Annotated in this window: 11 protein-coding genes; 4 read left to right on the top strand and 7 right to left on the bottom strand. The window is 41.6% G+C overall.

Annotated elements, in window-relative coordinates; genetic code table 11:
- The first annotated feature begins 327 nt into the window (after window positions 1-327).
- The 3 genes from IP485_RS05860 to IP485_RS05850 all read left to right on the top strand — a co-directional run bounded on the left by IP485_RS05860 (window position 328) and on the right by IP485_RS05850 (window position 4650).
- Window positions 328-2871, top strand: a complete 2544-nt coding sequence (locus IP485_RS05860) for a RelA/SpoT family protein (RefSeq protein WP_198326409.1) — start codon at window positions 328-330, stop codon at window positions 2869-2871.
- A 53-nt stretch (window positions 2872-2924) separates the two neighbouring features.
- On the top strand, window positions 2925-3866 hold the full coding sequence (mutM, locus tag IP485_RS05855; protein WP_198326408.1) for a bifunctional DNA-formamidopyrimidine glycosylase/DNA-(apurinic or apyrimidinic site) lyase: 942 nt from the start codon (window positions 2925-2927) through the stop codon (window positions 3864-3866).
- A gap of 343 nt (window positions 3867-4209) precedes the next feature.
- Complete coding sequence (locus tag IP485_RS05850; protein WP_194363683.1) at window positions 4210-4650, top strand: hypothetical protein; 441 nt, start codon at window positions 4210-4212, stop codon at window positions 4648-4650.
- A gap of 79 nt (window positions 4651-4729) precedes the next feature.
- Here IP485_RS05850 and mscL read toward each other — a convergent pair whose 3' ends face one another.
- The 3 genes from mscL to IP485_RS05835 all read right to left on the bottom strand — a co-directional run bounded on the left by mscL (window position 4730) and on the right by IP485_RS05835 (window position 8962).
- Window positions 4730-5185 carry a large conductance mechanosensitive channel protein MscL gene (mscL, locus tag IP485_RS05845; RefSeq protein WP_197174580.1) on the bottom strand — a complete coding sequence of 152 codons (456 nt, stop codon included), beginning with the start codon at window positions 5183-5185 and terminating at the stop codon, window positions 4730-4732.
- A 279-nt stretch (window positions 5186-5464) separates the two neighbouring features.
- A complete protein-coding gene (gene typA, locus IP485_RS05840; protein ID WP_198326407.1) occupies window positions 5465-7315 on the bottom strand; it encodes a translational GTPase TypA in 1851 nt (616 codons plus the stop codon).
- A gap of 351 nt (window positions 7316-7666) precedes the next feature.
- Window positions 7667-8962 (bottom strand): OmpA family protein, encoded by a 1296-nt coding sequence (locus tag IP485_RS05835; protein WP_198326406.1) that lies wholly within the window; start codon window positions 8960-8962, stop codon window positions 7667-7669.
- Window positions 8963-9690: 728 nt separating this feature from the next.
- Here IP485_RS05835 and IP485_RS05830 point away from each other — a divergent pair.
- The gene (locus IP485_RS05830) at window positions 9691-10293 is read left to right on the top strand and encodes a GspH/FimT family pseudopilin (protein WP_413787019.1); all 603 of its coding nucleotides are present in this window, start codon (window positions 9691-9693) and stop codon (window positions 10291-10293) included.
- A 33-nt stretch (window positions 10294-10326) separates the two neighbouring features.
- Here IP485_RS05830 and recO read toward each other — a convergent pair whose 3' ends face one another.
- The 4 genes from recO to IP485_RS05810 all read right to left on the bottom strand — a co-directional run bounded on the left by recO (window position 10327) and on the right by IP485_RS05810 (window position 13779).
- Window positions 10327-11136 carry a DNA repair protein RecO gene (recO, locus tag IP485_RS05825; protein WP_198326404.1) on the bottom strand — a complete coding sequence of 270 codons (810 nt, stop codon included), beginning with the start codon at window positions 11134-11136 and terminating at the stop codon, window positions 10327-10329.
- Between the two features lie 65 nt (window positions 11137-11201).
- A complete protein-coding gene (gene era, locus IP485_RS05820) occupies window positions 11202-12167 on the bottom strand; it encodes a GTPase Era (protein ID WP_413787018.1) in 966 nt (321 codons plus the stop codon).
- 321 nt (window positions 12168-12488) lie between these two features.
- On the bottom strand, window positions 12489-13286 hold the full coding sequence (gene rnc / locus IP485_RS05815; RefSeq protein ID WP_197174584.1) for a ribonuclease III: 798 nt from the start codon (window positions 13284-13286) through the stop codon (window positions 12489-12491).
- Window positions 13287-13386: 100 nt separating this feature from the next.
- Window positions 13387-13779 carry a DUF4845 domain-containing protein gene (locus tag IP485_RS05810; protein WP_227686423.1) on the bottom strand — a complete coding sequence of 131 codons (393 nt, stop codon included), beginning with the start codon at window positions 13777-13779 and terminating at the stop codon, window positions 13387-13389.
- Window positions 13780-13781 lie beyond the last annotated feature (2 nt).

The following is a 13781-nucleotide window of genomic DNA, read 5'->3' as shown; positions in this document are numbered from 1 at the left end:
GATACAGCTCTAATCGAAATATGTCAGAATTTTTATCAATAAATAGCGATTATCTAGCCTAATTAACGGCAGTCATTACAGAGCCTTGCTTGATTTGTCGTTTCAAAGTGAGATAATAGTAAACAATCTTCTTATATTTTAAAGAAGGTTTTCAGAAGTATTTGCACCCGTAGCTTTATATATTTTACGCGCATCTTATGGCTGCTAAAAATGACATTTTTAGCAGTTGTATTGGTTTATAGCTAGCACTTTATGAATCGTCAATTCAAAGTGTGTGCATAGTAGATGAGGTTATAATCAATTCAAAATAGCTAAGAGGAGTCGGCTATGGTAAAAATTCGTGAAGGATTACCACTCGTGGATGGACAGACCACACAGGCCGATAGTGCGACACTTGCCGCGCAACTGGTGGCGAGCCAACGCTCTCAGCAGTCTGCCAATAGTTACGCCCAAATTCCCCTCGATATCAAATACCAGTTGGCCACTCATAAGCTACATACAACTTTTGATCGCTCAGCAGCGCACCATTATGATGGTTTAGACCCTACATTCGATGATGGGTATTTAGACAACACCGATGCAGGCGCAAACGCAAACGAAAGCACAGAAACGATTGACTTAGACCAAGCCAATATCGATGTGCCTACTTGGCTAAACAATGTCGCTAAGCGTATCGGACAAGAGTCTGTGCCTGAGCTGAGTGCTGCCTGCGAGTTTATCCGCAGTCATATGAATACGAGTGAGTCTGAGCGTTCAGGTGCGTATGTCACTGGTATTGGCATGACCGACATATTGACCTATCTCTATCAAGACGAAGATGCGCTGGTCGCCGCGATGCTCTATCGTAGTGCGCGTAAATCCATCATTAGTCTCTCTGAGATCGAAAAAAACTTTGGCCCAGACATTTTAACGCTCGTCAAAGATACGCTCGCGATGGGTAAACTGTCGGAGATTATTGAAAGTAATAAGCGTCTAGAGGATCATTTCGCCAATAACCAGCGCGATCAGCTATCCAATATCTACAGCATGCTCATCTCTGTTACTAATGATGTGCGCGTGGTGCTCATCAAGCTGGCTGAGCGCACTTTTGCAATGCGTGAATTGACATTTTCTAATCAAGAGCGCCAAACTCGTGTTGCCCGTGAAGTCATGACTATTTATGCGCCATTAGCGCATCGGTTAGGCATCGCACAACTCAAGTGGGAACTTGAAGACTTGGCCTTTCGTTATCTGGCTCCTGATAGATACAAAGAGATTGCCAAACTATTGTCAGAAAAACGTAGCGAGCGTGAGGCTTATATTCAGCGTGTGGAAGAAAAGCTTAACGAATCATTGGCCAATGCCAATATCGAAGGCGAAGTGTCTGGACGTGTCAAACATATCTACTCTATCTATCGCAAAATGAAGCTCAAAGGCTTGTCGTTTGATCAGCTTTACGATATCCGCGCATTACGCGTATTGGTCACCAATCCGTCAGACTGTTACCATGTGCTAGGTTTGGTACATGGTCTATGGCGCTATATTCCCGAACAGTTTGACGACTATATTACCAATCCCAAGTCCAATGGCTATCGCTCGCTACACACGGCAGTCATTGCAAAAAACAAGTCGCTTGAAGTACAGATTCGTACCCACGAAATGCACTTCGAAGCTGAGCTTGGTATGTGCGCGCACGTCAATTACAAAGAAGGTCTAAAAAATAAGAAAGACAACTACCTAAACCAGAGAATCAGCTCGCTGCGTCAGCTGCTTTCTATCAATAACGACACTCGCAACCAGCCACGCTCTGCTTTACTGACAGGTGAAGAGATAGATGACACAGAGTTTGATGAAGAAGAGCAACTGGTAGATTTTGATGAGCTTGAACGCATCTATATCTTTAGTCGTGATGGTGATATCACTGAGCTGCCAAAGGGCGCAACGGTTCTTGATTTTGCCTACTATGTGCATACCCAGGTTGGTAATCGCGCGCAAGCAGCTCGCGTCAATCAGCGCTATGTGCCGCTGACCTATCAGCTAAAAACGGGTGAGCAAGTTGAAATTATCACCAAGGCCTCACGTGAGCCTAATCGGGATTGGCTGGTCGCGTCATTGGGTTATATACACACCAATCGCGCGCGCTCAAAACTGCGTCAATGGTTCAATAAACAAGACCGTGATAAAAATATTGAGATAGGTCGCCAAATGCTAAGCAAAGAGCTTGAGCGTTTATCCGTCCATCCCAATAGTATCGACTTGAATGACTATATTCAGCATTTTCATGTCCATACAACAGACGATATTATCGTTGGACTCGTCACAGGTGAGATTGGTCTCAATCAGCTGACCAGTCATATTTCTCGGCAATTACATCTAGAACCTGAAAGTCCTCCAGAAGACTTTGTACTGAATATAGATAACAAAGACACAGGCAAACCTGGTGCCTACAAAATCCATATCGATGGACTCGATAATATCGAGATGCATTTGGCAGGCTGTTGTCATCCGGTACATGGTGAGCCTATTACGGGTTATATCACCTTGTCACGAGGTGTCAGTATTCACAACCGTGGCTGCCCAGAATATCTACGTTTAATTGAGCGTGATCCTGAGCGTAAAATAGAAGCCGCTTGGCAAGTACAAACTGGTCGTTATCAGCCCGTTGATATACATGTGGAAGCGTACGACAGACGCGGTCTATTGCGAGATTTGACACAGATTATTGACAAAGAAAACGTCAATATCCGTCAAGTTCAAACACTGAGCAACGATGACAATATTGCCTTTTTAAAGTTTCATATTGAGGTCTCAGGGCTGGCTCACTTATCTAAACTACTGGCAAAACTAGAGCAGCAACATGGTATCTTGCATGCGCGCCGTGCGGTTATTTAACATGAGACCTGCACGCTCAGTCATCCACTTTATAATACAGTTGTCATAAAACCATGCCTGAATTACCAGAAGTAGAAACCACAAAAACCAGCCTTGCACCGCTTTTAGGGCAACAAGTAGTTGAGGTGCAGATCTTTCAGCCAAAACTGCGTTGGGCAATGCCAGATGACTTGAATACCTTAATCAATTACACATTAGAGAGTGTGGAGCGCCGAGCAAAGTACCTGATACTTAATTTTTTGCCCGTAGTCATCAATGATCATGCATCAGTTTTGACTGATATGGTCGCAGCGCGACAATTGCTGATACATTTAGGCATGTCAGGCAGCTTACAACAGCACAGCGATGGTACTGATAAACGCAAGCATGATCACCTAGTGATTACCTTTGCTGATACGGCTCATACCAAATCGCAACTACACTACTATGATCCCAGACGTTTTGGCTCAGTGCTGTGGCATGAAGAATACGGTCCTAAATTATTAGACCATTTAGGTCCTGAACCCCTATCTGATGTGTTTACCGCAGATTATCTGTATGGTTTGATTCAACGTATTACTGTACTTGATGGAAATGAGCTCGATAGCAAAGCCGATAATACTCTGCCCAATAAACGACGACAGCCTATTGCTCGAGCGATAAAATCTGTCATCATGGAACAGCAAGTGGTGGTTGGTGTTGGCAATATCTATGCAACAGAAAGCTTATATTTATCAGGTATCCATCCTGCCACTCCTGCCAACCAAATCTCTTATGAGCAAATGGTGATTTTGGTTGACCATATAAAAGATATTTTGAAAAAAGCGATCAAACTTGGTGGTTCAACTCTACGAGACTTTACTGTGGCAAGTGGTCAAACGGGATATTTTCAGCAAACCTTGAATGTTTATGGCAGACAAGGTGAGCCGTGTTTGGCCTGTGATACTGTGCTTGAAAACATCAAGCTCAATGGCAGAGCCAGTGTTTATTGTCCACATTGCCAACCGATAAGCTAGGATATATCTTCAACTTACTCGATGGCACTCTAAATAGGTTGAAAATAAAGTACCCAAAAAATCGTCAGTACCCTTAGCAGATAGTGCAGTCGAATTACTTCGCATCTGTACTGTCATTAGGCCATTTTGAACAGCCATATATTTATCGCGCGCATTTTTGTTGCTTATTAATCCACATCTTGCTTTAATAGAGCTAACGCTTACATAAATAGTATTTACCGTTTATGTAGCTGTAATATTAGACCTGCTTATCGTTGCCGCATTGTTTGTATAGGGAAGTTGTCTCTGTGTGAAAATAGCAGCAGCCACTAATCATACTACTGATGAGTTTTAGGATATCGTTATGACTGTTAAAGCCAAGACCCGACGCACTGTTAAGCAGAAATTCTTTACAGTGTTTGCAACAGTAGGTTTGGTCGTTGCCACTATGCAACCGACCTTTGCAGCGATAGAAATTGATGAAGCTGACTTTGGACCTTCTTATGGAACCATGGTTGCTGATACTGTTGTTGGCAAGCCTTTACAGCTTGTCAATGCGGTGGCTGGTACGGCAGCTTATCTTGTAAGTTTACCTTTTTCACTGATCGGAGGTAATGCCGACCAAGCACAGCAAAAGCTATTTGTTGAGCCTTGGGATGCGATGGGACGATGCCTAGGCTGTACCGTTGCTGAAGATAATTACTACAAATCACAGGTTATTGACAATAATACGGTGCGTATTATCGTTGACCAACCTTCAGAGATTTTAATTAATACCAATGACTACGTGATTGTTACGCCATAATATTTATTATAAAACAGTCATAAAACAATAAAAGAGGCCAACATAATGTTGGCCTCTTTTATTATTTTATGGTGTCATACTATTTGATCATGTTAGATTTGCTTAATTTGGCACTGATTTCACGAAGCAATTTGACTTCTTCTGAAGGCTCTTCTACCGCTTCTTCTATAATCTCTTCTACTTCATCAGCACGGCGCATTTTATTGACCATTCTGACCATCATAAAGATAATAAAGGCTAAAATTAGAAAGTTAATAAGTACCGTGATAAAACTGCCGTATGCCAGCACAGGAACACCCGCTTCTTTGAGTGCATCATAAGTCATGGCAATCCCATCCGGCGCATCACCTAGGACAAAAAACATATTCTTAAAGTTAATCTCGCCGCCGAAGATAAACGCGACGATTGGCATGATAATGTCATCTACCAAGGATTTTGTAATGGTAGCAAAAGCCCCACCGATGATCACACCGACTGCTAAATCCATTACATTGCCTTTTAAAGCAAATTCTTTAAACTCTGATACCATACTCATCATTTTCTCCTAAAAATTTATTTACCAATAGACCACTGTCTAAAAATTACTTCAACTTTAGCTTTTATAACAAAAAATGAATACTTTGCTACTGCTTATTATTCTGTCTGTATTTCTCAACAATTACAACACAAAAAAAAGCAGCATAAAGTGAACGATAATTTGCTCACTCTATACTGCTTTTTTTACTTGCTCGATACTCACGCTCATCCCCTACTGGAGCTCGTGCGAGTATCAAACATAAACAATGAGAATTACTGAATAATTCCCTCGCTTATATTAAGCACCTTTCTTGGCACGGCCGTGACGCTTACGCTCACTTTCAGTCAGATGACGCTTACGGAGACGAATCGCTTTAGGTGTTACTTCAACCAACTCATCATCTTGAATGAATTCAAGTGCTTGCTCAAGGGTGAACTTAACCGCTGGCGTCAACGTCAATGCTTCGTCAGTACCACTAGCACGTACGTTAGTTAGCTGTTTAGCCGTCGTTGGGTTAACTGTCATGTCATCGTTACGAGAATTCAGACCAACGATCATACCTTCATAAACTTCAAGCTGTGGCTCAGCAAATAACTTACCACGTTTTTGCAGGTTAAACAGTGCGAAGCCTAGGCAAACACCTTTAGCCATAGAAACCAATACACCGTTAGAGCGACCACCAACATCACCGATCTTTTGTGGACCGTAATGTGAGAAGCTAGAAGTCATGATGCCGCTACCTGAAGTCAATGTTAAGAACTCAGAACGGAAACCAATCAGACCACGAGCAGGTATAGTCGCTTCAATACGCATGCGACCTTTACCATCAAGCTCCATGTTAGTCATCTCGCCTTTGCGTAGACCAACTTGTTCCATGATAGAGCCTTGATGCCCGTCTTCAATATCGAACACAACATTTTCATACGGCTCTTGTAGTTTACCATCAACTTCTTTAACGATAACTTCTGGGCCTGAAACACCCATCTCAAAACCTTCACGGCGCATGTTTTCGATAAGCACAGATAAGTGAAGCTCACCGCGACCTGATACTTTGAACTTGTCTGGAGATTCAGTGTCTTCTACACGTAGTGCTACGTTATGAATCAGCTCACGCTCAAGACGCTCACGGATGTTACGTGACGTCACAAACTTACCATCACGACCAGCAAATGGTGAGTTATTTACTTGGAAGTTCATTGAAACTGTTGGCTCATCAACCGTTAGTGCTGGTAATGCTTCAACATTAGCTGGATCACAAATCGTATCTGAGATATTAAGTGCATCAATACCAGTGATACAAACAATATCACCCGCTTGTGCATCTTCAACATCAATACGATCAAGACCATGATAGCCCATGATTTTTAGAATACGGCCGTTACGTGTATTGCCATGCTTGTCAATAACTGTAACTTGCGTGTTCAATTTGACTTTACCACGTTGGATACGGCCAATACCGATAACACCAACAAAGCTGTTGTAGTCTAGGCTTGAGATTTGCATGCGGAACGGCGCATCAGCATCAACCTGTGGAGCCTGTACAACATCAACGATTGTTTTGAATAGTGGGGTCATATCGTCAGCTAAATTGTCAGCTTCTAGACCAGCAATACCATTCAACGCTGATGCGTAAACAACTGGAAAATCTAACTGCTCGTCAGTTGCACCTAGATTGTCAAACAAATCAAAGATTTGATCCATAACCCAATCAGGGCGTGAGCCTGGACGGTCAATTTTATTGATAACAACAATTGGCTTTAGACCTTGCTCGAACGCTTTTTGCGTTACAAAACGAGTCTGAGGCATTGGACCGTCAACAGCATCAACAACCAAAAGTACGCAGTCAACCATTGACATAACGCGTTCAACTTCACCACCAAAGTCGGCGTGACCTGGGGTATCTACAATGTTGATACGGTATTCAGTTTCTGAAGTATGATCTGTCCAGCGGATGGCTGTGTTTTTAGCCAAAATGGTAATACCACGTTCTTGCTCAATATCACCTGAATCCATTGCACGTTCAGCAATGTTTGCGCGGTCGCCAAAAGTACCAGACTGATGTAATAACTTATCAACCAAAGTTGTTTTACCGTGGTCAACGTGGGCAATAATTGCAATGTTACGCAGGTGTTTGATATCGTTCGCCATATAAAATGCTCGTGTCGTCTTAAAAAAATGCAGTAGCAATAAGCGCCGCTGGATAAACTATTATCATCAACCAGATAGACAAATATTGAATCCTAAATGATGCACAATAAATGCTTTCATTCAAAAAATATCAATAGAATCAAATATCTATTCTGATAAATTCATCATACAGATAGCTATGCTAATGTACATTCTGTCAGTTTACAGAATGTTTCGGTGGCTAGTATAACATTATTGATTCATAAATTTATGTAATAACTTACTTTTATCAATGCATAAATGAAAAAAGCCACCCAGTGGGTGGCTTTTTTTGTAACTTTATATTTGACTATCTCATTCGCTAACTACTACTTATTGAACAACCATATCTTTAGTTTGTTCAACAGTCATTGTTTTGTCACCAGTGATGATGGCATAAACACGACGGTTCATAGCACGACCTTCTTCAGTGTCGTTTGAAGCGATTGGGTTGTCATAACCGTAACCAACAGTTGATAGGCGGTTTGGAGCAATACCAAATTCGTTAGTTAGCATAGACTTAACAGCAACGGCACGGGCTTCAGACAGACGTTGGTTATAACGTGCTGAAGGACCAGTTTTAGAAGCATGACCTTCTACACGTGCTGTAGAGTTAGGATACTCACGCATCTTCTCTGCTACTTTAGCGATTTCTGGCTTGTATTGGTTTTTGATAGCTGATTTGTCGTTGTCAAAGAATACACGTAGTTCCATTTTCAGCTCATCAGTAATATCTACTGGTACTGGGCAACCGCGCTCATCAACTACAACGTTCATTGGAGTGCCTGGGCATGCATCGATGCTATCAGGTACGCCATCGCCATCAGAATCAAGGTCAGCTTCAACAACGACTACTGGAGTAGTGTCAACCATTGGCTCTTCCATTGGCGGTACAGCTACTGTAGGTGCTAGATGGCCACCAAGTACAACTTCTAGACCGGCCAAAGCCATGCCTTCCCACCAGTTGTTATCAAAGTTATGAATCGCACGAGCTTCACCACGTAGGCTTAGCGCGTCATTGATACGATACATAGCACCTAGACCTAAGTTACCGATAGTGTCTTTAGAGCTATTAACTTCAGTACCAGCAGCAACTGTAGCGCCATTACTGTTAACATAAGTTTCTTGGTTTTCTACTTTAATTTTAGATTGACCAGCACCTATTAGCACATATGGCTTCAACGCACTGTCAGTATAACCAGTAAATTCTTCAGTACCGATCAAGAAGTTACCAGAGATCATTTCTTGTTCGATATCAAAGCGGTTAACGCCTGCATCAGCAGAATCTTCAGAAGCTTCGCCGTTTGCGTCAGACACACCATACTCTACTTGGAACTGAGTAGAAGGAGTCAATTCGATACCTAGCGCAGCACCAGTATATAGGCTGCTTTCTTTAGCTACGCCGCCGTTAGTTTGGTTGCCAGCACGGCCATCGATTGAATTGCCGTTAGCATCTACATACAGATCTTTACCAGTACGAAAAGAATCACGCTGTTTGTCAGATGTATCACTGAATTCTTCAGTCATGTGATAACCAAGTAGCAACGGGCTAATAGTGACACCAGCATTAGCTGCCATAGGTACAGCCGCTACAGCAATAAGGGCTAAAGCTATTTTATTCAATTTCATGGACTTCCTCCAAAGGATAATTTTAGTAATGCGTTAAGCAAAACCGATTCGCAAGACGCTGTAAAGTAGACGTCTTTTGCGCATTTTAAGTTACAAAGCAAAACCAATTAAGACGTAGCTTAGCGATTATCAATCCAGTTTACAACTTTTTTCGTTAAGGAGCTACACATTATTACACGATAATGTTGTAACCAAAACACAATAAGCAAACTAGGTTACTTAGAACTAACACACCTTACGATCTTTATCTTTTGTATGTGAGTTCATAATAATTCCCCAACCAAGCAATAGCTATTTACTGTTCATATTTTAATACAAGTTTTCCTTTTTCTCTATTGTTAATATAAAGCATTCACTAATTGAAACATTTTTTGACACTAGGCATATATTCTGTTTATATTATGAAACCCAACATTTTTTAATACACTAAACAATCAGACAACGTACCAATTTTGTATGCAGCCCATATTTTAAAAAACTGCGATTAATTGCAAAAGCATTCTAAACAGTCGCTGCGATACACGATGAAAGATAAGGAACCTCATTTTATTACTATAATGGACTGCTATAGGATGTAGCACCTCATGATATTACTTCATAAGATTTCGTTAAGTTATCTCAAGCTCAATACTATTATCTCACTCATACGAGTTTTGATAAGTAGTAGAGTTTGTAGTCAATCAATATTATTCATCTATCGCCCACCTATTTCACTACTCCAATCAGCTATATATACTGAGTCATTAAAATCATACTTATCTCAATCCGCATCGATATCTAAATCGTTAGGTAGTAAAGGCGCCCACGGGTTCACACTCGTTGAGCTTTTGGTAACCATCACCGTGCTAGGCATTATTGCTACTATCGCCGTTCCAAGCATCTTAACGCACCTAGCACGTTTAGAGTCTCAGCGGGTCAAACACCAACTTAAAAACACGCTTTCGTTAGCCAGAGCTGAAAGCTATATCAGTAGACAAGACGTCTTGGTTTGCTTATCCAACAATGGCGGGCGATGTCACAGGGACAGTGATGAGGTGCTATTGTTGTTTGTGGACAATAACAATAACAAACATTTTGATAGCGACGTTGATGTGTTGTTGACTCAGCAGGATTTGAAACTTAGATATAGTACGGTGAAATTACGAGTAGGAGGTAGACGTCACTACACCAAGTTTTGGGGAGATAGCGGCAAACCTCGAGGACACTTTGGACACATCAAATACTGCCCTACTGCTTCTTATAATCAAGCTATGTATCAAATCTCGTTTAATCAGGCAGGTATAGTCAAACATAAACTCAATGAAGATCACCCTACCAAATGCGGCGCATAAGACGGTAGATCAATCACCTAGTTAAACAGGTACCTATTGATAACGCTGCTGCTGTTGCCATAGTAAACGGCTTTGTAATGGTTGATAGTCAAGCAAGTGATCCATCAAATGTCGATGTAGCTTTGACCAGTTATTCAATGTTTTTTCGTTGATTCCTAACGCTACCATCTCAATGAGATCATCACCGCTAAAAATGGTCTGTCCAGTGACGCTGTCTAAGTGCTCAGAAACTTCATCGCTTCGTACGGTAGGATCACTCTGCAGGGTCGGCATAAAACCCACATCAGGTAAAAATTGATAGGTAAAACCAGATTCGATAGCATCTTCAACGTTGTCATGCGTCAATGTTGGCGTAAAACCCAATTCAGTAAACAAGTACCGTTCAAATTGGCGCAAACAAAGGCGAAGTTCGTTGGCGTTTAAAGGTTGTTTGAGTCGTTGTAGACTTATTTGATAGTGCTGCCATAAGGTAGGCATCGGGTCTTCGGTAGCTAGTAGTCGCCAGAGTATTTCGTTAAGGTATAAAGCAGCGTATTGGTTTTGACCACTGATATTCCCATAAGGAACTGCTGCTAATATTGTAGGCACATTATCTGATGGCTCGGCGCCTACTTGCTCGATGCTTACTTGAGCAATGATTTGTGAGGTGATATTGATTTGACTAAATGTTTTTAGATCCCGTTTGCCCGTAGCAAAAAGTTGCAATGGCATGAACAGTGGTGCGCCTTTTTTGCCAACACCGTGTATCACACCATGTTGCTGAGAGAAAAGGTAATATAAAGCGCGCTTTTCTTGGTAAGGGCGCTGATGTAGCAGATAACCAATTAACGCTTCATTGCGCATTTTCTATCCCCTTCAGCTCTCAGCATCTATAAACTATTCTTATGACAGCAATATATCTGCTGCTGTTAGTATCCCAGACTGGTGAGCGCACGCTCATCATCAGACCAACCGCGCTTCACTTTGACCCACAATGTCAGCATGATTTTTTTATCAAAAAGCTGTTCCATATCTTTACGAGCATCCATGCCTACTTGTTTAATACGTTGGCCTTTATCACCGATGACAATGGCTTTTTGACCACTACGCTCGACATAGATAGTTGCATCAATGAAAGTACAGGCTTTACGTGGACGTCCTGTTTTTGGGTCAGTATGTGCAGGCTCATCTTTAAATTCGTCAATTTGCACTGTCAAATCATAAGGAACTTCATCACCAGCACTACGCATGATTTTTTCGCGAATGATTTCACTGGCTAAAAATCGCTCAGAACGATCTGTGATTTGCTCAGTATCATAAATAGGCGCCGCCACTGGTAGATGTGAGGCAATCACTTCTTGTAAACGATCTAAGTTTTGATTTCTTAGCGCGGACACAGGAACGATATCAGCGAAATCAAAGCTGTCGCTGAAGGTTTCAATGAGCGGCAACACACTGCCTTTATCTTTTAGGGTATCTGACTTATTAATCACTAGCACCACAGTCAAATTGGTGTCGCCAAGCTTTTGTAGTGTCAATAAGTCATCATCACGCCACTGATCGGAGTCAACGACGAACAGTACCAAATCAACATCTACTAGAGCAGATACTGCCGCTTTGTTCATGCGCTCATTAATGGCACGCACCTCATTACGGTGAATACCTGGTGTATCAACGAAGACCGCTTGCATCTCATGGTTTGATAAAATGCCATGAATACGATGACGCGTCGTCTGTGGTTTGCGTGACGTGATGGACAGTTTTTGCCCCAATAAATGATTCATCAGTGTTGACTTGCCAACATTTGGACGTCCGACAATCGCAACATAGCCTGTTCTGAAATCTTCAGACATACGGTTATTATTGCTTGGTGCAAAAAACTCTTCAATGGCCATATCATTTTCTGATGTGACATTGTCTTCATTATTTTGGCTGAGGTGATTGTCTAGGTTTTCATTCATATCGTGAGTATTGTCTTCGTTGTTTGATGGCAAATCAGTACGATTGCTCATAAGTTAATCCTATAGGGTTTATGGCCAGCCAATCATCTTTTATCGTGTGCTAATTAAGTCATCACTAGAGATCGGCTGGCAATATTTGGTTTTTCAAAATAAGTGTTAAGTCAGCACTTCTGATCAATACTTCTTTAAGATAAATACGCTTAAAAACGACATGATAAATTTAAAAGTATGCTGTTAATGATTCTTGGATAGTGGTTAAGAGCGTTTTTTGGCTGAGGCTGGAAGCTTGTGTAGCTGATTGATCATCAGCTCTGCGGCTTTCTGTTCAGCAATACGGCGACTTTCACCAGACTCGGTAATGTCAGGACAATTATTGATATTGACATTGCAACGTACCACAAATATTTGATGCGGTGCATTGCCACGCGTTTCCATAAGCTCATAGTTGGGCAAATCAAACTGCTTAGACTGTAACCACTCTTGCAGACGGCTCTTAGCATCTTTTAATGCCTTTTGATCGTTTACATTGTCGATCAAGTCTCCATACCAAGATAACACGCAATTGCGAGTGATTTGCATGTCTTGGCTGTCCAGATAAATAGCGCCAATCAAAGACTCTACCGCGTCTGCCAAGATAGAAGCACGATTGCGCCCGCCGCCCTTTCGCTCACCCACGCCCAGTATCAAATGATTAGAAAGCTCTAGATTTTGAGCAATAATAACCAGCGACTCTTGACGAACCAAAGTTGCACGCATACGCGTTAAGCGACCCTCGTTTTGAGCAGGATAACGATGGTATAAAGCCTCACCCACGATCATACCCAAAAGAGCATCACCTAAGAACTCTAAGCGCTCATAGTTTTTTTTGCTATCAAATGAGCGATGCGTCAGTGCAAGTTTTGGTAGACTCAAGTCATTAAAAACATAGCCTAACTTACGTGTTAGCACTGCTAATCTTTGGATAAACTCTGAGCTAACAACCAGTGTGTCAGCAGACGTGCTATTTTTTTGGGGAGTAGTAACCGCTTGGAGATGTTGCGAAGTTGGTTTCATGCGTGGCTTGTGGTTATCCCTTCTGTTTTACAGATTTAGTTTAATAACGTTGTATGGCTTATCTAAAAAGATTAGCATGCTGTTTGATACATCAGACGATTTATTCTGCTGCTGCCATATCAATATCGTCTTCAAAACGATTAACGATATCAATATTGCTAAATAAATTATTGGTCACTTCATATTTTTTGTGGATGGCCAACTGTCCTGCTTTTTTATCAGTAAATACAAATACGTCTTCTGCGGTAGTGTTATAGTCAGCATTGATAGAGAGCTGTTTATTCACACGCTCAACAAACTGCTTGGCGGTGTCATTATTTTCATTTGCTTGTTTGAGTTCGGCACTTAGCAACTTGGTTAATTGATAGTCACCAATCTGAGCAGGTAAGATCGCCACCATCAATTTAGTCGCAATGCCCAACACCATGATAATAAGAACGATATTAGTGACACTAGCACCGCGCTGTGTGGCTAAACCAGATAATTGCTGCATTA

Origin of the sequence: Psychrobacter sp. NG27 (assembly GCF_016106655.1) — a bacterium.
Lineage (GTDB): Bacteria > Pseudomonadota > Gammaproteobacteria > Pseudomonadales > Moraxellaceae > Psychrobacter.
The sequence above is the reverse complement of the archived record's forward strand: the minus strand, read 5'-3'. Positions and strand labels throughout refer to the sequence as shown.